This window comes from Actinoallomurus sp. NBC_01490 (genome assembly GCF_036227085.1).
Lineage (GTDB): Bacteria > Actinomycetota > Actinomycetes > Streptosporangiales > Streptosporangiaceae > Actinoallomurus > Actinoallomurus oryzae.
The window spans coordinates 5717593-5743144 of the sequence record NZ_CP109433.1 but is presented as its reverse complement, the minus strand read 5'-3'; the positions used below and the strand labels follow the sequence as shown (position 1 = coordinate 5743144).

Sequence of the window (25552 nt, the reverse complement as noted above, 5' to 3'; positions counted from 1 at the left end):
GGCTACTCCTCCGTGACGACGGCGAGGACCGTGCCGGTCTCGACCTGGGCTCCCACCTCGGCGTGCAGCGCGGTCACCACGCCGCTCGCCGGGGCGAGGATCTGGTGTTCCATCTTCATCGCCTCCAGCCACAGCATCGGCCGGCCGCGCTCGACCGTGTCGCCCTCGCTCACCGCGACCCGGATCACCGAGCCGGGCATCGGCGCGAGCAGGGTGCCGGGCGCCACCTGCTCGGCGGGGTCGGGCAGACGCTCGACCCGCGTGAACGTCACCGCGCCGAGCACCGAGTCGACGTACACCCCGTGCCCGTGCCGGGCGACCGTGAACCGCAGGCGTACGCCGCCGGCCGTCAGCACGACCGCGTCCGGCGAGGCCGAGACGAGCGAGACGTCCTCGTGTCCCTCGGCGACCAGGCCCGTACGCGTGAGGCGGTAGGCGACCTCGTGGACGGTCCCGGAGTCGTCGAAGGCGACGCGCTGCGGCTGCGAGGGCACGTTGCGCCAGCCGCTCGGCAGGCCGTCCAGCACGGTGGCCTCCGCGCGGTTGGCGGCGGCCTGGGCGAGCGCGGCGGCCAGCGCGGACAGCCGTACGGCGCCGGCGTCGGCGCGGCGGCCCGTGGTGTCGTGCCGGTCGAGGAAGCCGGTGTCGGTGGCGCCGGCGAGGAACGCCTCGTGCCGGAGCGTGGCGACGAGCTGGTCGCGGTTGGTCACCGGGCCGTGGACGCGCGTCCCGGCCAGGGCCGTGGCCAGGCGGCGGGCGGCCGCCCCGCGGGTGGGCGCGTACGCGATCACCTTGGCGAGCATCGGGTCGTAGTGGGTGGAGATCACGCTGCCGGACACCACGCCGGCGTCCAGCCGCAGCCCGTACGAGCCGGGCACGCGGAACTCCGCGTCCACACCGGGGACGGCGAAGGTGTGCAGCGCGCCGCTGTGCGGCCGGTACCCCTCCGCGGGGTCCTCGGCGTAGAGCCGGGCCTCGATCGCGTGGCCGGAGGGGCGCGGCGGGTCCTTCAGCGCGGCGCCCTCGGCCACCTCGATCTGCAGGGCCACCAGGTCGACGCCGTACACGCACTCGGTGACCGGATGCTCGACCTGCAGGCGCGTGTTGACCTCCAGGAAGAAGAAACCGCCGTCCGGGGCCAGCATGAACTCCACGGTGCCGGCGCCCTCGTAGCCGATGGCGCGGGCGGCCGCGGCGGCGGCCTCGCACAGGCCCTGCCGCAGCCCGGTGTCGACCGCGGGTGAGGGCGCCTCCTCGATCACCTTCTGGTGGCGGCGCTGGATCGAGCACTCCCGCTCCCCCAGCGTCCAGACCGTGCCGTGGGAGTCGGCGAGCACCTGGACCTCGATGTGGCGGGCGCCGGTCAGCAGCGGCTCGCAGAAGACCGCGGGGTCGCCGAACGCCGACTCCGCCTCGCGGCGCGCCGACTCCAGCGCCCCGGCCATCTCCGCGGCCTCACGTACGATCCGCATGCCGCGTCCGCCGCCGCCCGCCGACGCCTTGACGAGCACCGGGAAGCCGGTGATCCGCTCCGGGTCGAGGTCGGGCAGCACGGGCACGCCCGCGTCGCGCATCAGCCGCTTGGCCTCGGTCTTGAGGCCCATCGCCGCGATCGCCTTCGGCGGCGGGCCGACCCAGCTCAGGCCGGCGGCGAGGACCGACTCGGCGAACGCCGCGTTCTCGGACAGGAAGCCGTACCCCGGGTGGACGGCGTCCGCGCCGGCGGCGCGGGCCGCGTCGAGGATCGCCTTCTGGTCCAGGTACGTCTCGGCCGGCGACGCGCCGGGCAGGCGCACGGCGCGGTCGGCCTCGGTCGCGTGCGGCAGTGCGGCGTCCGGGTCGGAGAACACCGCGACGGTCTCGATGCCGAGGTCACGGCAGGTGCGGAAGATCCGGCGGGCGATCTCGCCCCGGTTGGCCACGAGCAGTCTGGAGATCATTCGCTCAAATCCTGAAGACGCCGAAGCCGCCCGCCTGCGCGGCAGGCTCGGCGGCGCTGTTGATCGCGGAAAGGCACATCCCGAGGACGGTACGGGTGTCGCGCGGGTCGATCACGCCGTCGTCGTACAGCCGCCCGGACAGGAAGAACGGCAGCGACTCCGACTCGATCTGCGCCTCGACCATCGCGCGCATCTGAGCGTCGGCCTCCTCGTCGAAGGCCTGGCCGCGCGCCTGCGCGGCCTGGCGGCCGACGATGGACAGCACGCCGGCGAGCTGTGCCGGGCCCATGACCGCCGACTTCGCGCTCGGCCAGGTGAACAGGAAGCGCGGGGCGTACGCCCGGCCGCACATGCCGTAGTTGCCCGCGCCGTACGAGGCGCCCATGACGACGGTCAGGTGCGGCACCCGGCTGTTGGACACCGCGTTGATCATCGTGGCGCCGTGCTTGATGATGCCGCTCTGCTCGTACTCGCGGCCGACCATGTAGCCGGTGGTGTTCTGCAGGAACAGCAGCGGGGTGCCGGTCTGGTTCGCGAGCTGGATGAACTGCGCGGCCTTCTGCGACTCCGGCCCGAACAGCACGCCGCGCGCGTTGGCGAGCACGCCGATCGGATAGCCGTGCAAGGCCGCCCAGCCGGTGACGAGGCTGGTGCCGTACAGGGGCTTGAACTCGTCGAAGTCCGAATCGTCGGCGATCCGGGCGATCACCTCCCGCGGGTCGAAGGGGATCTTCAGGTCCTCCGGGACGATGCCGAGCAGCTCCTCCTCGTCGTACCGCGGTGGTCGTACGGGCAGCGGCGCGCGGCCGCGCTTGCGCCAGTTGAGCCGGGCCACGATCCGGCGGCCGATCCGCAGCGCGTCGTACTCGTCGGCCGCCATGTGGTCGGCCAGGCCGCTCGTGCGGGCGTGCATCTCGGCGCCGCCGAGCTCCTCGTCGCCGGACTCCTCGCCGGTGGCCATCTTCACCAGCGGCGGGCCGCCGAGGAAGACCTTGGCGCGGTCCTTGACCATGACCACGTGGTCGCTCATCCCGGGCAGGTACGCCCCACCGGCGGTCGAGTTGCCGAAGACCAGGGCGATCGTCGGGATCCCGGCGGCGGACAGCCGGGTGAGGTCGCGGAAGATCCGGCCGCCGGGGATGAAGATCTCCTTCTGCGTGGGCAGGTCGGCGCCGCCGGACTCGACCAGGTTGATCAGCGGGAGGCGGTTCTCCAGCGCGATGTCGGCGGCGCGGAACGTCTTGGCCACGGTCCAGGGGTTGCTGGACCCGCCGCGTACGGTCGGGTCGCTCGCGACGATCACGCACTCGACGCCCTCGACCACGCCGATGCCGCTGACCAGGCTCGCGCCCACCTTGAAGTCACTCCCCCAGGCGGCGAGCGGAGACAGCTCCAGGAAGGGCGAGTCGGGGTCGATCAGGAGCTCGATGCGCTCGCGGGCGAGGAGCTTGCCGCGGGCGCGGTGCCGGTCGACGTACTTCGGCCCGCCCCCGGCCACGGCCTTGGCGTGCTCGGCCTCGAGCTCGGCGACCTTGGCCAGCATCGCCGCCCGCCGCTCCGCGTACGCGTCACCGGCCGGGTCGAGCGCGCTGGTGAGAACCGTCATCCCTCATCCTTCGTCGTCACCGGGGTCCGACGTGGGCCCGTGATCGAGTATGGCCAAGCGCCGTGCGCCGGAAAAGATCGCGCTCCGATGAGACGGGTCTCATTCACGATCGGAGTGTCAACTTCGGTTGACAGATGCGCGGCTGTCAACCTATGTTGACGTCATGAGCGATGGAGTACAGCTCGCCCAGGAGGCGAGCAGCCGTGACCCGGCGGTCGGGCTGCGGGCGGTCCGCGCGTTGCGCGAGCTCGCCGAGCGGCTCGAGGCGCTGCAGGTCGGCAACGCGCGCGACCAGGGATGGTCCTGGCAGGAGATCGCGGTCTGCCTCGGTGTCAGCCGGCAGGCGGTGCACAAGAAACACGGCGGCGGCCGGCGGATTCTCGGTAAGGAGCGGTAGGGATGTTCGAGAGGTTCACCAAGGAGGCCCGCGCGGTCGTGGTGCGGGCCCAGGAGGAGGCCCGCCGGCTGCGTGCCCCCCTCATCGACACCGAGCACCTTCTGCTGGGGATGCTGGAGGCCGGCGCCGGACCGGGCGCCCAGGCGCTGCGCGACCGGGGAGCCGACCCGGCCGAGCTCCGCCGGCGGATCGCCGGCGTCGTCGGAGGCGACGACCTGGACCCGGACGCCCTGGCGACGCTGGGGATCGACCTGGACGAGGTGCGCCGGGCCACCGAGGCGGCCTTCGGCCCGGGCGCGCTCGACGTGCGCAGCCACAAGCCGCCCAGGCAGGGCCACATCCCGTTCGGCAGGCGGGCCAAGAAGGTTCTCGAGCTCTCGCTGCGCGAATCCCTGCGGCTCGGCCACAACCACATCGGCACGGGCCACCTGCTGCTCGGCCTCATCCGCGAGGGCGAGGGCCTGGCCGCGCGGGTGCTCGTGGACTCCGGCGTCGAGCTCGCCGCCCTGCGCGACGACGTCATCCGCCTCATCTCCTCCGAGGCCGCCTGACCCCCCGCTCGAGACGGCGGGGCGTCCTGGCAGACTGCCGTCCGATGCGGGCGATTCACGACAATGACGAACTGGCGGCGCTGTGCGCGGGTGACACGCTGTGTCTCTGGGCGGCCCAGGGCCTCGACGGGCGCGGACGCGCCTGGGCCAGTGACGACGGGGACGCGGTCGCCGTCGCCGGTCACGCCATCTCCCGCCGGGACCGGATCGCGGTCCACGGGCCGGCCGGCGCCGCCGTCCCCCTGGTCGAAGGCGTCCTGGCCGAGGTCGGGCCGAGCTACCGGCCGCTCGGGGACCCCGGCCTCATCCGCGCGCTCGTCGCCGGGGTGCCCGCGCTGGCCGCGACCAAGGGGTTCGGCTGGATGGAGACCACCGAGGCGCCCGCCGCGACCGGCGCCGCCCGGTGGCTCGGCGCGCGGGAACTGCCCGAGGCCACCGCGCTCCTCGACGCGGCCTTCCCGGACTCCGACGCCCGCCCGGGGATCGGTGAGGACGAACGCTGGGCGGGAGTCCGGGACGACGCGGGACGGCTCGTGGCGCTGGCCGCCATCGTCTGGCCCGCGCCGTCCGTCGGTCTGATCGCCGGGGTCGCGGTGCACCCCGACGCCCGTGGCCTGGGGCTCGGCCGTACGGTCTGCGCGTTCGTCACCGCCGAGGCCGTGGCCCGGCACGGCACGGCGGCCCTGATGGTGGACGAGTGGAACCGGACCGCCGTACGCCTCTACGAGGGGCTGGGCATGCGGTACCGGCCGCTCCTCGCCGCCCACGTCCGGGAGGCCCCGGCGCGGAGCCGGCCGCGCCGCGGGTTCATCATCGGGCCGGACCCGGGCCCGACCTGAGGCGTACGCGACGACCGCCCGTTCACCGACTTCAGGCGGTCGTCGGGCGACCCGCGCGCGCCTAGCGTCGATCTCATGATCGAGGCACAGGCGCTGACCAAGCGTTATGGCGGCAAGATCGCCGTTGACGAGCTGTCGTTCACCGTACGGCCGGGGCAGGTCACCGGCTTTCTCGGGCCGAACGGCGCCGGTAAGTCCACCACCATGCGCATGATCGTCGGGCTGGACCGCCCGACCCGCGGAAGCGTGACGGTGGGCGGCCGGCCCTACCGTGACCATGCCGCCCCGCTGCGGGAGGTGGGCGCGCTGCTGGACGCGAAGTCGATACACCGGGGACGTACCGCGCGCGTTCACCTGCTGGCGCTGGCGCAGACCCACGGCATGGCACCGTCACGGGTGGATGAGGTGCTCGCCCTGGTGGGCCTGGAGGAGGTGGGCCGCCGGCGGGCGGGCGGCTTCTCGCTGGGCATGAGCCAGCGGCTCGGGATCGCGGCCGCGCTCCTCGGGGATCCCGCCGTGATCGTGCTGGACGAGCCGGTCAACGGGCTCGACCCGGACGGCGTGCTGTGGATCCGCACCCTGCTCAAGAGCCTGGCCGCCGACGGGCGGACCGTGCTGGTCTCCAGCCACCTGATGAGCGAGATGGCGGTCACGGCCGAACACCTGGTGGTCATCGGCCGCGGCCGGCTGCTCGCCGACACCACGGTCGATGAGCTGATCGCCCGGCTCGGGGTCGGCAACGTCCTGGTGCGGTCCCCGCGCGCCACCGAGCTGCGCGATCTGCTCATCCGCCATCGGGCGAGCGTCACGGCGCCGGAGCCGGGGCTGCTGCGGGTCAGCGGGCTGGCCGCCGAGACGATCGGTGACCTCGCCCTCGCTCAGGGGCTCGCCGTACACGAGCTCGTCCCGCAACGCGCCTCGCTGGAGCAGGCGTACATGGAGCTCACCCGCGACGCGGTGGAGTACCGCGAAGAGGAGAGGAACGGGTCGTGAAGGTCACTCTGCCCCGCGTCATCCACGCCGAGTGGACGAAGTTGCGTGCGCTGCGTTCCACCTGGATCGTCCTGGGTGCCACGGTGATGCTGGTCGTCGGCCTCGCCGCGGCGACCGGCTGGTCCCAGCACCGCGACACCGTCGCGCACGGGACATCGCTGAGCACGGCCGACGCGGCCGGCGGCGCGTTCCTCGGCATCGACCTGTTCGTACTCGTCATCGGGGTCTTCGGTGTTCTGCAGATGACCGGCGAATACGGCTCGGGCCTGATCCGGTCAACGCTCGCCGCCGTGCCCCGGCGGCTGCCCGTCCTGCTGGCCAAGGCGGCGGTCCTGATCATGGTCACGGCTCCGGTCATGCTGGTGGCCTGCCTGGCCGCGCTGTTCGTCAGCCAGGCGTTCCTCGGCGCCGACGGCGCGTCGCTCGGCGACCCCGGCGTGCTGCGCGCCGCCCTCGGAGCGGCGGCGGCCCCGGTGGCGGTGGGCCTGCTCGGCCTGGGCATCGGAGCGGTGCTGCGGCACACCGCCGCCGCGATCACCACGCTGGTGGCGGCCCTCCTGGTCCTGCCGGCGCTGATGCCGGTCGCCCTGCCCCGTGCGGCGCGGGACGCCGTGCTCCCCTACCTGCCCACCACGTCGAGCCAGGCCATGTACGCGCTGGACGACGGCAACCCGTTCAAGACGTTGTCCCCGGGCGCCGGTGCCGTGGTGCTGGCACTGTGGGTCGTCGTGGTGCTCGCGGGTGCCGCCGCCGTACTCCTCCGCCGGGACGCCTGAACCTACCGTGGTCGCCATGGAGTCCGTCCGCTCGGTCGTCCGGCGCCACCCGTGGGGAGCCGACGCCGGCCTGGCGCTGCTGTTGGCCCTGATGGGGGTGCCGGCGACGGCCGCACGCGCCCCCGGCGTCGCCGGCTGGCCGATCTTCGTCCTGATATTCCTCCCGCTGGTCTGGCGCCGCCGCGCACCGCTGGTGGTCTACTGGACCGTCTTCCTCACCTGGGTCGTGGCCAACGCCACGGTCGACCTGCCCGGCTCGGTGCTCGCGCTGCCGGCCGTCCTGTACGCGGTCGCGCGGTACCGCCCTCGGCGCGCCCTGTGGCCGGTCCTGGCCGCCGTGGAGATCGACCTCGCGGTCACCTGGCTGCTGGGCCACCAGTCGGGAGCCACCGTGATCCAGGCCAACGCCGTCGCCGCCACCGCCGTGCTGCTCGGGATGAACCTCCGCACACACCGGGCGTACCTGGCGGCGCTGGAGGAACGCGCCCGCCGCCTCGAACGCGAACGTGACCAGCAGGCCCGGCTCGCCGCCGCCGCCGAGCGCACCCGCATCGCGCGGGAGATGCACGATATCGTCGCCCACAACCTGGCCGTCATCGTGGCGCTCGCGGACGCCGCGGCGCTCACCACCATGACGGCGCCGCGGGGCGCGGCGGACAAGATGGAGAAGGTCGCGGCGACCGGGCGGGAGGCGCTGGGCGAGATGCGTCACCTGCTCGGCCTGATGCGGGAGGGACCGGAGGCGGCGCCCTCCGTCCCGGTGCCCGAGCCGTCCGGGCCGACGCTCGTCCCGCAGCCCGGTTTCGACGACATCGACCAGCTGCTGGACCAGGTGCGCGCCGCGGGCCTGCCGGTGGTCCTCACGCGCGAGGGCGAACCCGGCAAGTGGGGACCGGGCGCGGGCCTCGCGGTCTACCGGATCGTGCAGGAGGCGCTGACCAACACCATCAAGCACGGTGGCCCGGGAGCCGGCGCACACGTCCGGCTGCGCTACACGTCCGCCGGCGCCGACCTGGAGGTCACCGACGACGGTCCGCGCCGTCCGGGCCGGGCACGGCGGCAGGCCGACGGGCACGGGCTGGCCGGAATGGCCGAGCGGGCCGCCTCCTACGGCGGCAACGTGGAGGCCGGCCCGCTGCCGGACGCCGGCTGGCGGGTGCGCGCCTCCCTGCGGTTCGGTGATGCCGCGTGAAGACCCGGCTGCTTCTGGTGGACGACCAGCCACTGCTACGGCTCGCGTTCCGCACCGTCCTGGAACTCCAGCCGGACATCGAGGTGGCCGGTGAGGCCGGTGACGGGGCCCAGGCCGTCACCATGACCCGGGCGCTGGAGCCCGACGTCATCGTGATGGACGTCCGGATGCCCGTGATGGACGGCGTCGAGGCCACCCGCCGGATCGTCGCTTCCGGATCGCCCGCACGCGTCCTCGTCCTGACCACCTTCGACCTGGACGAGTACGTGTACGCCGCGCTGCGCAACGGAGCCAGCGGGTTCCTGCTCAAGGACGTGCCGCCGGCCGACCTGCTCGGCGGCATCCGCGCGGTCGCCGCGGGTGACGCGGTCGTGGCGCCGAGCGTGACGCGCCGCCTGATCGACAGGTTCGCCGCCCACCTGCCCGGCCCGGACGCCCCGCCCTCCGCGCCCCGCGACCGGCTGCGCCACCTGACCGAGCGGGAACGCGAGGTACTGATGGAGGTGGCCCGCGGCCGTTCCAACGCCGAGATCGCCGAACGGCTCGTGGTCGCGGAGGCGACCGTCAAGATGCACGTGGGCCGGATCCTGGCCAAGCTCGCTCTCCGCGACCGGGTCCAGGTCGTGGTGTTCGCCTACGAGGCCGGCCTCGTACGCCCCGGTGAAACGTCCTAGTGTCGCGAGGCCGGCGTGCGCCGATGGGCGGTCAGTGCCGCGCGCCAGGCCGGTGCCGGCGCGCGGGAACCAGGCCACCTTCACGCCGGGTGGGCCGGTGCGTTCCTGGCGGTCGGCGTCGTCCGGGATCTCGACGATGGCGTGCAGGACGACGTCGACGTCGAGTTCCGGTCCCTCGGGCCCGTCCGGCCGATGGGCGCGCACGCTGTAGTCGCGCAGCACGGGACGGACGTTCTTCGAAACGGTCAGGAAACGCAGACAGGAGAGTGTGTCGAGCTTCTTGGGCGCTCCGGTGAGCGACCCGCCGGCCACCGGCAGGAACAGCCGGAACCACTGGTCGTAACCCATCGGTACGAAGCGGTCGATGTCGCCGCGCCCGAGCGTCACCCGGGCGAAGTTCGCGGAGATCCGCTCACGCCGCAGCACGTGGAGGCTGAGTGCTCGGCGCCATACTCCATCGCGAACATGGTCCGGGGCGGGGCCGCGGGACCGGCCGGGCCGACGGCCTCGGCTGCGGACCGAACCGATTCACCGAGGCCCTGGAATGGCCGCGGAACCGTTTCGCCCGGAAGAAAAACGGCGGATAGGTCACACCCGCCATCAGAGAACACACTTGACCTGTTTGTCCCGATAAGATGCCGCCACGACTTTTTATTAACGAAGGTCGAGGGGGTCGCCATTCACGGCGAGGAGCGGGGAGGGTGAGCGTGACCGGCCACGAGCCTGACGACGATCCGAACGCGGACCCGCCGCCGGAGGATCCCTGGGCGTTCCCTCCTCCTCCGCCGCCCGCCGGCTGGGGCCGCGGCAACGCCTCGCCGCCCGCCGCTCTCCCGCCGTGGGCCGCGCCGCCCGTGCCGCCGCCCGCCGGAGGCGGGCAGGGCGAGGAGGCCACGGGCGAGACGGCGTTCGCCGGCGACGCCGACCCGTGGCGGATCCCGCCGCAGCCCCGCTGGGACCCGGCCCACGAACCTCCGCCGACCCAGCACACGGTGAACGACGTCCCGGTCCCGGAGACCGCTCCCGGCGACCGGGCGCCCGCGTACGAGCCTCCCCCGGCACCGGACCGGGGCCTCCCACCGACTCAGGAACCACCCGCCACGATCTTCGACCTGCCTCCGTCGGCGACCAGCCGCTCGACGCCGCGCCCGCCCGGCTCCCGGATGCCCGCCGGCGGGCACGGCGGTCCGGCCTACGACCCGACGCAGCAGTGGCAGCCGGGCGCCCCGCCGACGATGTACGACGAGCCGTGGCGCCGGGACACGCCGCAGCGCGGCCGCCGGACCGTCCGCCTGAAGCCGATCCTGTTCACGGTGGCCGGCCTCGTCGTCGTCGCGCTCATCGCCGGCGGCGTGGTGTTCCTGACCGGACGCGGGCCGCTGCACCACACGACGACCGGGCCCGCGGCGCAGCTCGCCGGGGCGACGTTCGCGCCGGACCCCGCCGCCAAGGCCGACGGCCACGACCAGGAACTGCTCGGCGTGGCGTCGGCCGGCTCCATCGTCGTCGCCGTCGGCGGCGAGACCGAGACCGCCGACTACCGCGGAGAGTTCCTGGTCTCCAGCGACGGCGGGCGGTCCTTCCGCCTCGCCGACGTCCGTACGCCCGACGGCGCCGAGCCCGGGTACGGCGACACGCCGCGGGTGATCGCCGGTTCGGCCGGCGCGTGGGTCGCCCTCGGCGGCTCGCACGCCGGGACCGCGGTCTGGACGAGCCGCGACGGCCAGACCTGGATCCGCCAGCCCGACTCGACCGGCGCGGTCTTCGGCCGGGACAAGATCGCCCGGGTCGCCCGCACCGCGAGCGGCTTCGTCGCCGTCGGCGACACGTCACAGAAGGGCGACTACAGCGACGCGGTCCCGGTCGTGTGGCTCTCCTCCGACGGCCGGCAGTGGGAGCGGCTGGGCAACGACCAGCTGAAGATGTCGCTGCCGGGCGGTCCGCTCTCGCTGATCGACGTCGCCGCGCACGGCAACGTCGTCCTCGCGTACGGCTGGGCCACCAACGGCAAGGGCCAGATCGTCAAGGACGGCGTGTGGCGCTCGTCCGACGGCGGCCGCACGTGGGCCTCCGTCGACATACCGCATCCGAAGGGCACCGCGGGCCCGGGCATCGCCGTCGCGGCCACGCCCGCGGGGTTCATCGCGGGACGGAACGCCCACAGCAAGTCCGAGCAGTACGGTGTCGTGCTCACGTCGGCGGACGGGAGCAGCTGGCGGAAGGCCGGCGAGATCCACCTGCCCGGGTACGGCGGCCTGCAGCGGCTCGCGTCCTCCGACCGGGGCCTGGCCGCCGTGATCGGCGGGGACAAGAAGGTCCTGATCGCCCGCAGCCCCGACGGTGGCACCTGGCAGAACGGCGGTGACGTGCCGGTCTCCTCCGGCCGCACGATCGAGGGCGTGGCGGTGACCGCCGGCGCGACGATCGTCGCCGCCCGCGAGAACGCCGGGCAGGACACCGACGCCGTCCTCGCCGTACGCGACACGCTGGGCCAGGAGCTTCCGGTCGACGTGGCGGCGATCCCGGGCGTGGTACGGCCGGACCAGACCGTGACGTCCGTCGCGACCTCGCCAAACCTGCGGGTCGCCGTCGGCGGCACCAACGGCGACGGGGCCGTGTGGACCTCGCCCGACGGCTCCCGCTGGACCCGCGCGAGCGACACGGGCGGTGCCCTGGCACGGCCCGGCAAGCAGCGGCTCATCAACGTGACCTCGGGCGCCGCGGGCTGGGTCGCCGTCGGCTACGACGGCGACCGGCCGCTCGCGGTCACCTCGCCGGACGGCACGAGCTGGCACTCGGCCGCCGGGTTCGACCCCGGCTCGGGCCACGCCGCCACCTACGCGGCCGCCTATGGCAAGGCCGGATATGTGATCGTCGGAGAGTCGGGCTCCTCGGCCGGCACCTGGGTCTCCTCCGACCTGAAGTCCTGGACCCCCGGCAGCGGCGGCGACCTGGAGGGCACCAAGACGGCGAACCGCTGGATGCGGGGCGTCGTCGCCGGGGCGTCCGGCTACGTCGCGGTCGGCGGTGTCAGCGACCCGTCGGTCAAGGACGCGCCGCAGGGCCGCCCCGCCGTCTGGACGTCATCCGACGGCGTGAAGTGGACGCTGAAACAGCTCCCGCAGCCGTCCGGGGCCCTGGAGGGGTGGTTCGACCACGTGGCGGTCCGCGGCAGCCTGCTCGTGGCGACCGGCACGGCCGCCACCGCCTCCGGCCGCACGGCGTTCGCCTTCGTCTCCGCCGACGGCGGCGCGTCGTGGCAGGAGGTCCGGCTGCCGAAGGCGGGACAGGACGGTGCCGACTCCAGTGACCGCAACTCCACCGCCACCGCTCTGACCGCCACGCCGCACGGTTTCGTCATCGCGGGCGCGGCCGGGCGCACCGGGCGCACGGACGTGGTGCTGTGGACCTCGGCGGACGGCCGCTCGTGGGTGGCGCAGACGCCGCAGGGCACCGGGCTGTCCGGGCGCGGCGACCAGTGGCTCACCGGGCTGGCCGCGGCCGGCACCGAGCTGCTCGGCGTCGGGATCAGCGCGGATCACCGGGGCGAACAGCCGACCCTGTGGCGGCGGCCCGTGCCATGAGCGAGCGCAGCGAGCGAATCGACAAGCACAGCGCTCTGGCCACTCCTCCGGCGAAAGGAGGGCACATCAGTCATACTGCCGGGAGTCCCATCGCTGTCAAACCCCTCACCGTGAGCGCCTCCTACCCCCGGGAACGCCTTTCGTGACGCGCCTGGAACGGACCCTCCTCGCCGCGGTCGCGTCGCTGCTGTGCCTCGCGGCCTGTGCCGGCGTGCGCGTGGCGGCCGGCGGTGACGGACCGCACCGCGACCTGGCGTCGGCGCCGAAGGCGGATCCGGCGGTGTTCCCGACACGCGTCATGCCGCTGGGCGACTCGATCACCGACGGCCTGCAGTCGCCGGGCGGCTACCGCAGCGACCTGTGGCAGTACATGAGGGCCGACGGGATGAAGGTCGACTTCGTCGGCTCGCGGTCCAGCGGCCCGCCGCAGCTCGCCGACCGCGACAACGAGGGCCATTCCGGCTGGCGCATCCAGCAGCTGACCGCCCACGCGCGCGCCTGGCTGCTGGAGTACCGGCCCGACGTCGTGCTCCTGCAGATCGGCACGAACGACGTCATCCAGCGCCGGGACCTGCGGTCCGCGCCCGCGCGCCTGGCCGCGCTGATCGACCTGATCACCACGACGGTGCCGTCCGCGCAGGTGTACGTCGCGACGATCACGCCGCTGGCCGCCAAGGCGAGGGAGGCGCGGGCCCGCGCCTTCAACGCCGCGATCCCGCCGATCGTCGCGGCCCGGGCGTCCGCGGGCCGCCACGTCCACCTGGTCGACATGCACGCGGCGCTGGGCAAGGGCGACCTGTTCGCCGACGGCATCCACCCGACGAACGGCGGCTACGCGAAGATGGCCGCGCGCTGGTATTCGGCCATCACCGGCGAGCCGCTGACCCGGTGGGAGGCGGAGTCACCGTCGTACGCGACGGTCAGCGACGGAGAGCGGCTGGAGACGGCGAACGCCTCCGGCGACGGCAAGGTCGGCTACCTGGCGGGGGCGGGCAGCTTCCTGCAGTTCACGCTGGAGATGCCGCAGACCGGTCGCTACCGGCTCTACGTACGGGCGGGCAACGGCACGGGCGAGCCGTGCGAACAGCGGCTGACCGTGAACGGCCGGGCCGACGGACGGCTGCGCTACCCGGCGTACGGCTGGGACCGGTGGACCATCACCGCGGCCGACGTCGCCCTGAACGCCGGCCGCGACACGCTGCGCCTCACGCGGGCGACCTGCAGCGCCGAGATCGACGCCATCGCCCTCGCCCCCGCGCGCTAGGGGTTGCTCTCGGCGCGGATTCTCGCCAGGGCCGCCTTCAGCCGGGGGCGCAGCAGGCGCTGGGCCGGGCGCTCGATCAGCACGTGGATCAGGTACGACGCCACCAGCGCGCCCACGATGAGCACGGCGAGGACCTCCCAGCGGCCCATGTGCGGCAGCAGGCGGGGCACGAACGTGCGGGAGACCGTCTGGTGGATCAGGTACAGCGGGTACGTCAGCAGGCCGAGCAGGGTCAGGCCGCGCCAGCGCAGCCACGACAGCCGGTGCGTCGCGACCAGGGCCATGATGAGGAAGACGACGGTCACCCCGGCCGGGATGATGTACAGCGAGTGCGGCGCCGCGGTGAAGTCGGGGAAGTTGTACTTGACGTCGTAGTAGCAGCCGAGCGCCCAGGAGAGGGCGATCAGCAGCCACACGAGGATGTTCGACCCGTACCGGTAGATGAGGAAGAAGCCCATCCCGGCCACGAAGAACGGCGCGTACCGCCACAGGAGAACGACCTTGAGGAAGTTCTCGCCCGACTCCAGCGCGAAGACGCTGAACAGCAGCCAGCCCGTCATGAAGGCCACGCACCGGTTGAACGTGATCCCCCACCAGGTGAACAGGGCGATCAGCACGTAGAAGTGCAGCTCGACGTAGAGGGTCCAGTAGACGACCTCCATGCGCTGGGAGCCGACGCCCTCCTGGAGCATGGTCAGGTTCGGCAGGAGCCGCTTGAGCGGGCCGTCGGTGTTCGGGCCGAAGGGCACCCACGAGTCGAACGCCAGGTACGCCGCGAGCGACAGCAGCACGCCGACCCAGTACGCCGGGAACAGCCGCAGGAACCGCGACACGACGAAGTCGCCCGGTTTGCGGCCCCAGGCGCTCAGCAGGATGACGAACCCGCTGATGAGGAAGAACAGCTCGACGCCCAGGAAGCCGTACCGCGTGAACGGCGCCAGCCCCGGGAAGATCCGCCGGGCGTTGCCGCCCGGCCACTCGGGGGCGGGCACACCGGTGTAGTGGTGCAGCATGACCACCGCCGCGGCGACGAAGCGCAGCACGTCGAGCTCGCGGAGCCGGCCCATGGCGCGCCGCTCGGCCTGCGCCGGCGAGGCCTCCTCCGACGGCGTCGCCGTCGGCACCGCCTCGGTCGGCACCGCCCCGCTCGGCGCGGCGTCGCCCGGCACGGCCTCGGAGCGTGTCGTCCCGGCGTCCATCAGATATCCCTGATCCGCACGATGACCTGCTCGTTCCCCTCGGTGAACCCCTCATAGTCGAACCGCACGCCCGACGCGGACACGAACTCCTCCCACGCCCGGTACTCGTGCTCCCGCCAGCCGGGATAGCCGAAGTACTCGTCGAAGACGATCACCGTGCCCACGCTCAGCCGGGGGCCGAGGTGCGTAAGGACGGTACGGGCCGAGGAGTACAGGTCGGCGTCGATGTGCACGAACGCCACCGGCTCGGGATGGTCGGCGAGGAAGCCCGGCAGGGTGTCCTCGAAGAGCCCGACGACGAGCTCCGCGCCGACGACCTCCGGCGGCTCCTCGACGGCGAAGTGGCCGGCCGGGAACCCCTCCCGCCAGTCCTCCGGCAGCCCCGCGAACGAGTCGAAGCCGAAGACGTTCTTGCCCTCGCGCGCCTCGGCGACGACCGCGAGGGTGCCGCCGGTGTGCACGCCGAACTCCAGCGCCATGCCGTCCTGCCCGGCGGCCAGCGACAGGGCGTACTCCAGCGTCGCGCGCGGGTCGGGCAGGCGGGGCGCGCCGGGCATGATCTGCCGGGCGAGGAGTTCGGCCTCGGCCCGGGCGGACTCATCGGCCGGCAGCGCGGCGAGCCTCGCCTCCTCGCGCGCCCGCCGCCGCTGTTCGGCCTCCAGCGGCGTCGCGGGCGGCGCGAGGAAGTCGACCGCGCCCTCGATGCCGCCCTCGTACGCGGTGCGGCCGCGCTCCAGCACGACGCCGCGCCCGCAGACCCGCTCCAGCGTCCCCATGTCGTGGGAGACGATGACGAGCGTGCGGCCCTCGGCGTGGAACTCACCGATGCGTTCGAGGCACTTCTTCTGGAACGGCGGGTCGCCGACCGCGAGCACCTCGTCGACGAGGAAGATCTCCGGGTCGGTGTGCACGGCGACGGCGAACCCGAGCCGCATGAACATGCCCGAGGAGTAGAACTTCACCTGCGTGTCGAGGAAGTCCTCGATCTCGGAGAACGCCACGATCTCGTCGTAGCGCGCCTCGGTCTCGGCCTTGGTCATGCCGAGGATGGCGGCGTTGAGGAAGATGTTCTCCCGCCCGGTGAGGTCGGGGTGCAGGCCCGCGCCGACCTCGATCAGGCCGGCCACCCGGCCGCGTACGCGCACCGACCCCGCGTCGGGCTGCATGACGCCGGAGATGAGTTTGAGCAGGGTGCTCTTGCCCGAGCCGTTGAGGCCCATGAGGGCCAGCGACTCCCCCTGCGCGACGGTGAGCGACACGTCGTCCAGCGCGGTGAAGCGTTCGGACAGGCTCTGCCGGCGCGCGGCGCGTACGGTGATCTCCTTGATGGAGTGCGCGTGCCGCAGGGTGAAGTGCTTCGACACCCCGTCGACGACGATCGATTCCATCTTCTACAGCTCCTGGGCGAACCGCCGCTGCAGGCGGGCGAAGACCAGCTGGGCCACGGCCAGCAGCAGCAGCGCGGCGAGCAGGCTCACCAGCCCGCGGACGGTCAGGTGGTAGGGGAAGGCGAGCAGGCCGCCGGGCAGGGCCGGCGCGCCGTTGGGAAGGGTCGCGGCGTGATCGTTGGTGGGCCACCAGAACGCCCGCTCGAACAGCAGCACCGCGCTCGTCAGCGGGTTGGCCAGGTAGACCTGGAGCGGCCAGCCGCCGTGCGCCGCCTCCTGCACGGTCGTCCACGGGTAGATCATCGGAACCGACCAGGGGACGACGATGTTGATGATGTCCACGACCTGCCCGAAGTCGCGGAAGAAGACGTTCACCGCGGCGAACAGCAGGCCGAACGCCATGGCCAGCGCCCCGACGATGGCGAACGCCAGCACGATCGAGCCGGTCGCGATCCACGACGGCGTCCACCCGGCCCAGATGGCGCCGCCCATGAGCACGCCCAGCGCGGGCAGCATGTGCACGCCGGACACCAGCATCGAGGAGACCGGGAACAGCTCGCGCGGCAGGTAGACCTTCTTCACCAGCGAGGCGTTGCCGACGACCGACCACGCCGTCGTGATCAGCGTCTCGGTGAAGAAGCTGACGAGCACCATCCCGGAGAACAGGAACACCGGGAAGTTCGGGATCGCCTTGCTCATCTTCAAGAAGATGCCGACGACGAAGAAGTAGACCGCGAAGTTGACCGCCGGCCGCACGTAGGACCAGCCGAGCCCGAGCAGCGATCCCTGGTAGCGGCTGCGCAGCTCCCGGCGGACGAGCAGGCGCAGCAGGTAGCGCCGCCGCGCGACGTCGAGCAGTCCGCCGCCGCGGCCGGGCGCGACCAGCGGCGGTACGGTCACCGACCCTCCCGGCGGGCGGCCTCGAAGGTCTCCCGCCACCGGTCGACCGACGCGAGCTCGGGAATCGCCTCACGGTAGCGCCGGCTCAGCTCGGGCCACTCGCGCATGAGCCGGGCGTGCAGGGCCATGTTCCGCTGGACGAGCGCCCGGAACCGCTTCGGGTCGCGCTGGTACCAGGCGGCCTTGGTGCCGTCGGCCGAGGACACCAGGGCGCTGTCGTACCGCGACAGCAGCCACCAGGTCTGGTCGACGTGCGGCACCGCGACCTCGGGGTGCTCGCGCGAGTAGGAGTCGACCGGCCGGAGCTGGCGCACCGCCCCGGCGAGGGCCGTCCTGATCATTGCCCGGCGCCCTTCGGGGGCGACCGGCTCACGGCCCTTCTTCGGCGGCCTGCGGCGTTTGATCTCGGGGAACTCGTCGAAGTCCGGCTCTGCGCGCGCGTCGGTGAAGTCCGCGCGCAGGGCACGCAGCTCGGCCATCTTCGTCGTCATCGACCGGTGCAGCTCCCCTGGGCCGCGCAGGACGTCCTCGACCGCCTTGAGCATCAGCTCGACCGTGGAGTACTGCATCGCGAGCGCGTGCTTGGTGGCGATGAACAGGCTCTCCTTGAGCATGTTGCCGCCCCGCGTGTACGGGGAGTACATCAGCGCCGTGATCAGGCGGTTCCGCTCGGTGAAGTAGGCCTGCCAGTCGAGCGTGTCGTCCTTGGAGTGCCAGGGCACGTGCCAGACGGCCGCCCCCGGCAGCGAGACGGTGGGGAACCCCGCCTCACGCGCCCGCACGCCGTACTCGATGTCGTCCCACTTGATGAAGAACGGCAGCGACAGGCCGACCTTGCGGATCACGTCGAGCGGGATCAGGCACATCCACCAGGCGTTGTAGTCGACGTCGACGCGCCGGTGGAGCCAGGGCGTCTCGCGCAGCGGGTGGGCGGCCAGGTCGTGGCCCAGGAGGGTGTGCGGCGCCGGCGTCATCCACCAGCGGTAGCGGGCGATGGTCTCGCCGAAGACGTGCAGCACCGACCGGTGGAAGATGTCCATCATGTGCCCGCCGACGATCGTGGGCGTACGGGCGAGGTCGGCGAACACCACGGCGCGCAGGACGCCCTCGGGCTCGACCACGACGTCGTCGTCCAGCAGCAGGACGTAGTCGCTGCGGCCGGCGTCGAGGGTCTCGATCATCGCGCGGGAAAACCCGCCGGAGCCGCCGATGTTGCCCTGGTCGATGAGCCGGAGCCGCCCGCCCAGCGCCTGCTCGGCCGCTGCGAAGTCCGGCCGGTCCGCCACCCGCCGGGTGCCCTGGTCGATCACGTAGATCTGATCGACGACGTCCAGGACGTCGCTCGCCTCGCCGAGCGCGCGGAGCTGGTCGACGCAGTAGTCCGGCCGGTTGAACGTGGTGATGCCGATGCTGACGCTGCCGTGCGGCCGGTCGGCGTCGGCGCACCACTCGGCGCGTTCGAGCACGACCTCGCGGTCGCCGGCGGCGACGTCGAACCAGTACCAGCCGCCGTCGATGAACGGCTCCAGCGGCAGCTCCAGCTCGCGGTCGACGGCCGTGTCCGCGTCGACCTCGATCTGGGTGACGCGCTGGACGAAGCCCTTGCCGGTCGAGCGGTAGACGACGACGATGGCGTCGCCGCGCAGCCGCAGGCGCAGCCGGATCTCGTCCACGACCGTCCAGCGGCGCCAGTAGCTCGCCGGGAACGCGTTGAAGTAGGTGCAGAACGAGGCCCGTCCGCCGGGGGCCACGGCGACGCTGCGGCGCCCGGCGATCCGCACCTCGCGGGCGCCCGGCCCGGCGGCGGCCGTCCCGCCCCGCCCGCCCCGGCTCTCGACGTACAGCTTCTGCACGTCGAGGTCGCGGTCGGCGGGCAGCACGACCCGCTGCAGAACTCTCATCTGGCCCCCTTGGTGCCACGGGCCGCGAAGTGCGGGCGCAGGCGGTTGTCGTACATGGTCAGCGCGGACGCGATGGCCATGTGCATGTCGAGGTACTGGTACGTGCCGAGGCGCCCGCCGAACCACACGCCCTTCTCGGCGCGGGCGCGTTCGCGGTAGCGGACGAGCTTGGCCCGGTCGGCGGCGGTGTCGATCGGGTAGTACGGCTCGTCGCCGGCGTCGGCGAACCGGGAGTACTCCCGGACGATCACGGTGCGGTCCGGCGGGTACTCACGCTCGGGGTGGAAGTGGCGGAACTCGTGGATCCGCGTGTACGGCACGTCCTCGTCGGCGTAGTTCATCACCGGCGTGCCCTGGAAGTCGCCGGTCGCCACCACCTCGGGCGCGAAGTCGAGGGTGCGCCACCCCAGCCGGCCCTCGGCGTGGCCGAAGTAGCGGTCCAGCGGACCGGTGTAGACGACCGGGACGTTGCCGGCGGCGTCGAGGTCGAAGAAGTCGGTGCCGAGGCGCACCTCGATGTTCGGGTGGTCGGCCATGCGTTCGAGCCAGGCGGTGTAGCCGTCGACCGGCAGGCCCTCGTACCGGTCGCTGAAGTAACGGTCGTCGAAGGTGTACCGCACCGGCAGCCGCGTGATGATCTCCGGAGGCAGCTCGCGCGGGTCGGTCTGCCACTGCTTGGCCGTGTACCCGCGGATGAACGCCTCGTACAGCGGGCGGCCGACCAGCGAGATCGCCTTCTCCTCCAGGTTCGCCGGGTCGGTGACCTCGGCGGCCTGCTCGGCGACGAGCGCGCGTGCCTCGTCCGGGGACATGGCGCGGCCGAAGTACGCGCAGATGGTGCCCAGGTTGATCGGCATCGGGTAGACGCGGCCCTTGAAGATCGTGAATACCCGGTGCCGGTAACCGGTGAAGGAGGTGAACCGGTTGACGTACTCCCACACGCGCTCGTTGGAGGTGTGGAACAGGTGCGCGCCGTAGCGGTGCACCTCGATGCCGGTCGAGGGCTCGATCTCGCTGTAGGCGTTGCCGCCGACGTGGTCGCGGCGCTCGACGATCAGCACGCGCAGTCCGAGGTCGCGGGCGCAGCGTTCGGCCACGGTCAGGCCGAACAGGCCGGAGCCCGCGATGACCAGATCAGCGTTCACGGACATCCTCGGTCGGGACGGCCGGCGTGTCGCGCGCCCCTTTCGGGGCGACGAACCGCCGGTAGAGCGGACGGCGGATCCAGGCCGGCGTCAGCCGGTATCCCCCGCGGACACTCACGTTGCGGACGTACTGGGCGCGGGTGGTGAACCCGCCGCGCCGCAGCTCGCGCTGCAGGCGCAGCTCGGCGCGCAGCAGGGCCATGCCGCCGCGCCGTTCGTACGCCCCGTCGCCCACGCGGTAGTACACGAGCGGCTCGGGCAGGTTCACGACCGTCGCGCCGCTGGCGATCATACGGGCGAAGAGCCAGTAATCCTCCATCAGCGGCAGGTCGCCGTAGCCGCCCGCGGCGAGCACGGCGCGCCGCCGGTACACCACGGTCGGGTGGTTGAAGGGGTCGTGCAGCCGGGCGTACCGGGCGATGTCGGCGGGCGCGGAGACCGGCGTGCGCCGGCCCACGATGTCGTGCCGGTCGCTGCCGAACTCCAGCATGCCCGCGCCGACCAGGTCCGCCCCGTCCTCGATGACCGGAAGCTGTACCGCGAACCGCTGCGGCATCGCGATGTCGTCCGCGTCCATACGGGCCACGATGTCGTGCCGGCCGGCCGCCAGCCCCGCGTCGAGCGCGACGCCCAGGCCGGCGTTGCGTTCGAGACGCAGGAACGTCACGTCCACCGGGCTGCCCGCCCGTACCTCCTCCAGGCACACCTCCAGTTCCGCCGGCACCGGACCGTCCTGGACGAGGACGACCTGCTCGGGGCGGCGGGTCTGCGCGTCCACCGCGCTGCGGAAGGCTTCGCGGACGTAGTCCGCGCGATCCCCCGCGTAGACGGTGAGGAGGAGCGAGAAGGGTTCGGCCATTCGTCCATCTCGAGGCGATGTTCCTGGTACGGGAAGAGCTGAGGCCAGTTAGGCGGAATGAATCTTATGCTAAGTTTGGACTTACTTTCCGGAGCTTTACCGGCATTAAGCGGTAATAGCGAGGTAACAGTAGATATCAGTCTTAAGGACGCGTATGTCGCGTCTGTGGTTGTCACGTACGAGCGGCGTGATCTCCTGGCCCGCGCGCTGGCGGCGATCGGCGCGCAGACCCGCCCGCCGGACGTGGTGATCGTGGTCGACAACGCCTCCACCGACGGCACCGCCGAACTCGTGCGCTCGCGCTTTTCCGCGGCGGACCTCCTCGTCCTGCCCTACAACACGGGCGGCGCCGGCGGCTTCGCGGCCGGCATCGCGCGGGCGCTCGACCTCGGTGCGACGGCGCTGTGGCTGATGGACGACGACACGCTCCCCCGGCCGGAGGCGCTGGAGGAACTGCTGTCCACCTTCGGCCGCCACCGGCCCGCGCTCGCCGCCAGCCGCGTGCTGTGGACCGACGGGCGCGACCATCCGATGAACACGCCGCGCTCCCGGCCGTCGGGCGTCGCGGGCCATCCGCGCATCCGCTCGGCCTCGTTCGTGTCGGTCCTGCTCGACGCCGAGGTCGTACGGGAGTGCGGGCTTCCGCTGGCGGACTACTTCCTGTGGAACGACGACTTCGAGTACACGCTGCGGCTGCTGCGCGGGCGGCTCGGCCTGCTGTGCCCGCGCAGTGTCGTGGTGCACCACACGGCCGCCCCGGTGTTCGACGTGGGGACGCGCTTCTTCCACGAGGTGCGCAACAAGGTGTGGTTGTTCACCCGCAGCCGGTGCCTGGGGCCGGGCGAGCGGCTGCTGTACGCCGGCGCGACGCTGCGGCGGTGGGCTCGCGCGTTCGGCCGGTCGTCCGGGCGGGCGCGGCTGGGGCGCGAACTGCTCCGCGGCCTGTGGGCCGGCGTCCGCTCCGGTCCCCGGCCCAATGACGTCGTGCTCCCGCCGACGCGGCGCGGCGATCCGGAGACCGGCCGGTCGGATTAGCGATTCGGTGGCCGCCCCGGTCGCTCGGAGAGAATGGCGAGCCCTCCCAGGGCGGCGAATCCGGCGGCGGCCAGAGCCATCCCGCGACGACCGGCCAGCAGCCCGGCCGCGACGTCGGCAAGATCGCACAACGCCCCGAGACGCAGGCCGAGGGCGCTCGCCGTCGGGCTCGAGGACAGAGTGGCGGCACCGAACGCGGCATCCCGCGCGGCGAAGAGACGGACGAACAGGCCACGGTCGTCCTCGGCCGCCCTGGCGAGTCCGACCGCGCGGCGCGCCAACCGTGGTGAGGCGAGCGCGGCCGATCCGACCAGCAGACGGGTCGCGCCCAGCCCCGTCGTGACGCGCGCCGCGAGGTCGCCCGATGTCCGGGCCGCCAGCGGAGGTAGGCCCGACCGCCACCACGCCGGCCAGGCGGATGGTCGTGTGGCGATGGCCGTCACGAATGTTGTGGGGTCGAGGAACGACCGACGCGCCGTGATCAGCCCGTCCTCGTCGAGTGTCAGCCGATCGACGGCGCGGACGCTGTACGGCCGCCCGCCGACCGTGCCCGTGAGCTCGACATCGACGTACAGGATGTCGCCGTCGCCGGCCCAGCCGTGGACGTGGCCGGTCAGATCGGGCACGAACGTCAGCAGCCGGGCGACGGCATCGTGCCAGACGGCCCGGCCGCGGCCGTCGCGCAGGAGGGGTTGCTCCAGTACGACTTCGGGGTGGAGAAGGTCGTCCCAGGCGTGCGGCGCGGGAGCCCGCCAGCCCGACGCGAAGGCGTCGACGACCGCACCCCTCTTGGTATCGCTGATACTCATAGTATCTACGGTACGGTCGGTCGTATGGACGTGCAACCCCAGCGGCTGATGTATGTGGAACAGACCCGCCGATCGCTCCTGGACGCGGCCGAGAGCCACTTCATTTCGGCGGGCTATCGCGCGACGTCACTCGACGCGATCGCCGAGGCCGCGCGTTTCACCAAAGGAGCGCTGTATCGGCATTTCGCCAACAAAGAAGCGGTCTTCACGGCGGTCCTGGAACGCGTGCAGCGCGAGGCCGTCGAGCAGATCGCGCTCGCGCCGGCCGGACCGGCGCTCGAATGGCCGGACGTCATGGCCGCCGTGGGCGCCTACCTCGACATCACGACCTCGGAACGGTTCCGCCGGATCGTGCTGGAGGAGGCCCCCGGAGTCCTCGGCTGGGCGCGCTGGCGAGCGCTCGATGAACGGGCCACGGGCGGGATCGTGCGTCAGCTGGTGGAGCGACTCACCGAGGCGGACGTCATCAAGCCGGTCGACATTTCCGTCACCAGCAGACTCATCTGCGCGGTCGTCGCCGAAGCCGCCCTGAGCCTGGCCGCGGACGACGACCCACCTGCGGCGCGCCGGACGGCCTTGGCCTGCATCGAACAACTGCTCTCCGGGCTGCGGTCCTGAACTTCGGCCCGGGGTTCGGCCGTCGACCGCCGACAGCGCGGCCGGCCACCGCCTGAACGCCGCACGGCGGCGCAGACGAGGCCGACGCTGCCAGCGGGCGAACGAGCCGCAGTCGAGGTGCCCCCGCGCGGGCTCTTACCTCGCCGGGCGACTAGCAGGGCACCTGGTCGGCCTTGATCTCGCCGTTGACCTTCGGGATCTCCGGGGTCACCTGAACGCCGGCCGGGGCGACGACCAGGGAGACCGTGCCCGGGGGCACCGTAGCGTCGGGCAGGATCCGCACGCCCGGGACGGCGACGCCCAGCGCGTCCGCCTGGCGCTCCGCGCCGGTGCCGTACAGGATTTTGGTCTCCTGCTGCACGGGGCCCTTGGCCGCGGTCACCTGGAAGTGGCGGGCCCGCAGGTCCTTGATGACCTTCTTCGAGCCGTTGACGACGCGGACCTTGACCTCCTGGGGCTTGGGCTGCTCGGCCTGCGGCGGCGCGGGGGCGGGTGCGGGGAGCGCGTCGTCCTTGCGGATGGCCTCGAACAGCGGTTTCGCCTCGGCCGTGTTCCACTGCACCCGGTTCGGGTCCCTCGGGTACACCTGGGTCGGGACGGTGACGAACCGCACCGTGCCCGCGGTCATCCCCCGCAGGCTCGTGGCCAGCTTGCGCATCGCCGACACGCTCAGCTTGTCGTCGGTCGCGATCGACTTGGTCACGGCGTCGAGGAACCGGTACATCTTGGCCGGGTCGGTGAACATGCTGCTGCTCGTGGCCTTGTTGACCACCGAGGCCATGAACTTCTGCTGCCGCTGGATGCGCTCCAGGTCCGAGCCGTCGCCCAGGCCGTACCTCGTCCGCACGTAGCCGAGCGCGTCGTTGCCCTTGACGATCTGGCGGCCGGCCTTGAGGCTGAGGTTGGCGCGCGGGTCGTACACCGCGTGCGGCACGCAGATCTCCACCCCGCCGAGGGCGTCGACGACCCGCTTGAAACCGGTGAAGTCGATCTTGACGTAGTGGTCGATGTGGATGTCGGTGGTGGACTCGATCGTCTTCCACGTGCAGGGCGCGCCCGCGTACGCGAAGGCGGAGTTGAGCATGCCGAAGTACGGCGCGACCTTCTGGCCGTTCTTCTTGGTGCAGCCGGGCACCTGGACCATGGAGTCACGAGGGAAGCTCACGGCGACGGCGTGGTCGCGGTTGGGCGAGATGTGCAGCAGGATCGTCGTGTCGGAGCGCTCGCCGCTGATGTCGGGCGACCAGTAGGCCTTGTTCGCCCCGTCACGGGAGTCCGAGCCGAGCAGCAGGATGTTCATCGACTTGTTCAGCTTGGCGGGGCGGTCGGCGCCGAGCTGGTCCTCGACGTGCTCCTTGTGGATGTTTCCCTCGAAGTGCTCGTACAGGTACACGACCGTCCCGCCGGCGGCGAGCACGACGAACGCGGCGACGCCCGCGACCCATCGCAGACCGCGGCGGCGCTTGCGCGCGGGCCGTACGGGCTCGGACGCGTCCGGCTTCGCCGCGGGGGGCTCCCCGCCGTCGCCGTTACCGTCCTCAGTGGCCGTGGTCTCCTCGGCCTCGGCCTCGGCCTCGCCCTCACCCGGTTCCGGCTCCGCGGGCCCGGCCTCGGCCTCGGTGAGCTCGGCCTCCTTGGTGGGCTCAGGCTCTGTGGGCTCGGCCTTGGTGGGCTCGGGCTCGGTGGGCTCGGGCCGGGGGTCGACGTCCTTGGCCGGGCCGTCGGCGCCGTTGTCCGCCATCACACCTCATCAGTCCGTTCGCAGGCCGTGGCCGTACGAGAAGTTCCGCTCCCCCAATTGGACGCAGGACGACCAAGACTCGTTGCCCATTGGTCGGTAAAGCGCCGGATGACAGACATTAACGTTTTACTACGCGAACCG

The 25552-nt window shown here is 72.5% G+C and carries 21 protein-coding genes and 1 pseudogene; 11 read left to right on the top strand and 11 right to left on the bottom strand.

Translation table 11 applies throughout. From position 1 onward, the window contains the following. Positions 1-2: 2 nt before the first annotated feature. Together OG417_RS26750 and OG417_RS26745 are read right to left on the bottom strand one after the other, a co-directional pair. Complete coding sequence (locus tag OG417_RS26750) at positions 3-1940, bottom strand: acetyl/propionyl/methylcrotonyl-CoA carboxylase subunit alpha (RefSeq protein ID WP_329261701.1); 1938 nt, start codon at positions 1938-1940, stop codon at positions 3-5. Positions 1941-1944: 4 nt separating this feature from the next. Beyond that, positions 1945-3546: an acyl-CoA carboxylase subunit beta gene (locus tag OG417_RS26745; RefSeq protein WP_329261699.1), complete on the bottom strand. Its 1602-nt coding sequence runs from the start codon at positions 3544-3546 to the stop codon at positions 1945-1947. A gap of 163 nt (positions 3547-3709) precedes the next feature. Here OG417_RS26745 and OG417_RS26740 point away from each other — a divergent pair, with 163 nt between their 5' ends. From OG417_RS26740 to OG417_RS26710, 7 genes are all read left to right on the top strand, one after another. Further along, positions 3710-3943 (top strand): RNA polymerase subunit sigma-70, encoded by a 234-nt coding sequence (locus OG417_RS26740; protein WP_329261696.1) that lies wholly within the window; start codon positions 3710-3712, stop codon positions 3941-3943. A 2-nt stretch (positions 3944-3945) separates the two neighbouring features. Next, on the top strand, positions 3946-4494 hold the full coding sequence (locus OG417_RS26735; RefSeq protein WP_442875731.1) for a Clp protease N-terminal domain-containing protein: 549 nt from the start codon (positions 3946-3948) through the stop codon (positions 4492-4494). A gap of 44 nt (positions 4495-4538) precedes the next feature. Beyond that, positions 4539-5333: a GNAT family N-acetyltransferase gene (locus OG417_RS26730; protein ID WP_329261693.1), complete on the top strand. Its 795-nt coding sequence runs from the start codon at positions 4539-4541 to the stop codon at positions 5331-5333. A 75-nt stretch (positions 5334-5408) separates the two neighbouring features. Further along, positions 5409-6326: an ABC transporter ATP-binding protein gene (locus tag OG417_RS26725; RefSeq protein WP_329261690.1), complete on the top strand. Its 918-nt coding sequence runs from the start codon at positions 5409-5411 to the stop codon at positions 6324-6326. Further along, positions 6323-7102 (top strand): ABC transporter permease, encoded by a 780-nt coding sequence (locus OG417_RS26720; RefSeq protein ID WP_329261688.1) that lies wholly within the window; start codon positions 6323-6325, stop codon positions 7100-7102. Before OG417_RS26725 ends, OG417_RS26720 begins: the two co-directional genes overlap by 4 nt. A gap of 16 nt (positions 7103-7118) precedes the next feature. After that, the gene (locus OG417_RS26715; RefSeq protein ID WP_329261685.1) at positions 7119-8294 is read left to right on the top strand and encodes a sensor histidine kinase; all 1176 of its coding nucleotides are present in this window, start codon (positions 7119-7121) and stop codon (positions 8292-8294) included. Then, entirely contained in the window at positions 8291-8968 is a 678-nt protein-coding gene (locus OG417_RS26710; protein WP_329261683.1) for a response regulator transcription factor, read from the top strand. The genes OG417_RS26715 and OG417_RS26710 overlap by 4 nt, the downstream gene beginning before the upstream one ends. Before the next feature lie 150 nt (positions 8969-9118). Here the strand turns inward: OG417_RS26710 and OG417_RS26705 are convergent. Beyond that, positions 9119-9394, bottom strand: a pseudogene (locus tag OG417_RS26705) (siderophore-interacting protein); the annotation flags it as partial. Between the two features lie 275 nt (positions 9395-9669). Here OG417_RS26705 and OG417_RS26700 point away from each other — a divergent pair. Both OG417_RS26700 and OG417_RS26695 read left to right on the top strand, forming a co-directional pair. Continuing rightward, positions 9670-12552, top strand: coding sequence for a hypothetical protein (locus OG417_RS26700; protein WP_329261680.1), 2883 nt, complete (start codon positions 9670-9672; stop codon positions 12550-12552). A gap of 142 nt (positions 12553-12694) precedes the next feature. After that, positions 12695-13816, top strand: coding sequence for a GDSL-type esterase/lipase family protein (locus OG417_RS26695; RefSeq protein ID WP_329261678.1), 1122 nt, complete (start codon positions 12695-12697; stop codon positions 13814-13816). On the opposite strand, the gene OG417_RS26690 is transcribed toward OG417_RS26695, so the two are convergent. The 6 genes from OG417_RS26690 to OG417_RS26665 are packed head-to-tail and all read right to left on the bottom strand — an operon-like array spanning position 13813 to position 21208. Further along, complete coding sequence (locus OG417_RS26690; protein WP_329261676.1) at positions 13813-15015, bottom strand: acyltransferase family protein; 1203 nt, start codon at positions 15013-15015, stop codon at positions 13813-13815. The two genes, OG417_RS26695 and OG417_RS26690, sit on opposite strands and share 4 nt — an antisense overlap. Next, a complete protein-coding gene (locus OG417_RS26685) occupies positions 15015-16403 on the bottom strand; it encodes an ATP-binding cassette domain-containing protein (RefSeq protein WP_329261673.1) in 1389 nt (462 codons plus the stop codon). The genes OG417_RS26690 and OG417_RS26685 overlap by 1 nt, the downstream gene beginning before the upstream one ends. 3 nt (positions 16404-16406) lie before the next feature. Next, positions 16407-17303 carry an ABC transporter permease gene (locus OG417_RS26680; protein ID WP_329261670.1) on the bottom strand — a complete coding sequence of 299 codons (897 nt, stop codon included), beginning with the start codon at positions 17301-17303 and terminating at the stop codon, positions 16407-16409. Beyond that, positions 17300-19204, bottom strand: a complete 1905-nt coding sequence (locus tag OG417_RS26675; protein ID WP_329261668.1) for a glycosyltransferase — start codon at positions 19202-19204, stop codon at positions 17300-17302. The genes OG417_RS26680 and OG417_RS26675 overlap by 4 nt, the downstream gene beginning before the upstream one ends. Beyond that, positions 19201-20349, bottom strand: a complete 1149-nt coding sequence (gene glf / locus OG417_RS26670; RefSeq protein ID WP_329261663.1) for a UDP-galactopyranose mutase — start codon at positions 20347-20349, stop codon at positions 19201-19203. Before glf ends, OG417_RS26675 begins: the two co-directional genes overlap by 4 nt. After that, positions 20339-21208, bottom strand: coding sequence for a glycosyltransferase (locus OG417_RS26665; RefSeq protein WP_329261659.1), 870 nt, complete (start codon positions 21206-21208; stop codon positions 20339-20341). The genes glf and OG417_RS26665 overlap by 11 nt, the downstream gene beginning before the upstream one ends. 165 nt (positions 21209-21373) lie before the next feature. Between OG417_RS26665 and OG417_RS26660 the strand changes: the two genes are divergently transcribed. Continuing rightward, a complete protein-coding gene (locus tag OG417_RS26660; protein WP_329261656.1) occupies positions 21374-22243 on the top strand; it encodes a glycosyltransferase in 870 nt (289 codons plus the stop codon). Here OG417_RS26660 and OG417_RS26655 read toward each other — a convergent pair. Next, on the bottom strand, positions 22240-23052 hold the full coding sequence (locus tag OG417_RS26655; protein WP_329261653.1) for a nuclear transport factor 2 family protein: 813 nt from the start codon (positions 23050-23052) through the stop codon (positions 22240-22242). The two genes, OG417_RS26660 and OG417_RS26655, sit on opposite strands and share 4 nt — an antisense overlap. A 24-nt stretch (positions 23053-23076) precedes the next feature. Here OG417_RS26655 and OG417_RS26650 point away from each other — a divergent pair, with 24 nt between their 5' ends. Next, positions 23077-23670, top strand: a complete 594-nt coding sequence (locus OG417_RS26650; protein WP_329261650.1) for a TetR/AcrR family transcriptional regulator — start codon at positions 23077-23079, stop codon at positions 23668-23670. A 151-nt stretch (positions 23671-23821) separates the two neighbouring features. On the opposite strand, the gene OG417_RS26645 is transcribed toward OG417_RS26650, so the two are convergent. Further along, positions 23822-25411 (bottom strand): LCP family protein, encoded by a 1590-nt coding sequence (locus OG417_RS26645; RefSeq protein WP_329261646.1) that lies wholly within the window; start codon positions 25409-25411, stop codon positions 23822-23824. Positions 25412-25552 lie beyond the last annotated feature (141 nt).

Coding starts and splice junctions, on each gene's coding strand:
- OG417_RS26750 (WP_329261701.1), bottom strand. CDS start 1,940: ATGATCTCCAGACTGCTCGTGGCCAACCGGGGCGAGATCGCCCGCCGG.
- OG417_RS26745 (WP_329261699.1), bottom strand. CDS start 3,546: ATGACGGTTCTCACCAGCGCGCTCGACCCGGCCGGTGACGCGTACGCG.
- OG417_RS26740 (WP_329261696.1), top strand. CDS start 3,710: ATGAGCGATGGAGTACAGCTCGCCCAGGAGGCGAGCAGCCGTGACCCG.
- OG417_RS26735 (WP_442875731.1), top strand. CDS start 3,946: ATGTTCGAGAGGTTCACCAAGGAGGCCCGCGCGGTCGTGGTGCGGGCC.
- OG417_RS26730 (WP_329261693.1), top strand. CDS start 4,539: ATGCGGGCGATTCACGACAATGACGAACTGGCGGCGCTGTGCGCGGGT.
- OG417_RS26725 (WP_329261690.1), top strand. CDS start 5,409: ATGATCGAGGCACAGGCGCTGACCAAGCGTTATGGCGGCAAGATCGCC.
- OG417_RS26715 (WP_329261685.1), top strand. CDS start 7,119: ATGGAGTCCGTCCGCTCGGTCGTCCGGCGCCACCCGTGGGGAGCCGAC.
- OG417_RS26690 (WP_329261676.1), bottom strand. CDS start 15,015: ATGGACGCCGGGACGACACGCTCCGAGGCCGTGCCGGGCGACGCCGCG.
- OG417_RS26685 (WP_329261673.1), bottom strand. CDS start 16,403: ATGGAATCGATCGTCGTCGACGGGGTGTCGAAGCACTTCACCCTGCGG.
- OG417_RS26675 (WP_329261668.1), bottom strand. CDS start 19,204: ATGAGAGTTCTGCAGCGGGTCGTGCTGCCCGCCGACCGCGACCTCGAC.
- OG417_RS26665 (WP_329261659.1), bottom strand. CDS start 21,208: ATGGCCGAACCCTTCTCGCTCCTCCTCACCGTCTACGCGGGGGATCGC.
- OG417_RS26655 (WP_329261653.1), bottom strand. CDS start 23,052: ATGAGTATCAGCGATACCAAGAGGGGTGCGGTCGTCGACGCCTTCGCG.
- OG417_RS26650 (WP_329261650.1), top strand. CDS start 23,077: ATGGACGTGCAACCCCAGCGGCTGATGTATGTGGAACAGACCCGCCGA.
- OG417_RS26645 (WP_329261646.1), bottom strand. CDS start 25,411: ATGGCGGACAACGGCGCCGACGGCCCGGCCAAGGACGTCGACCCCCGG.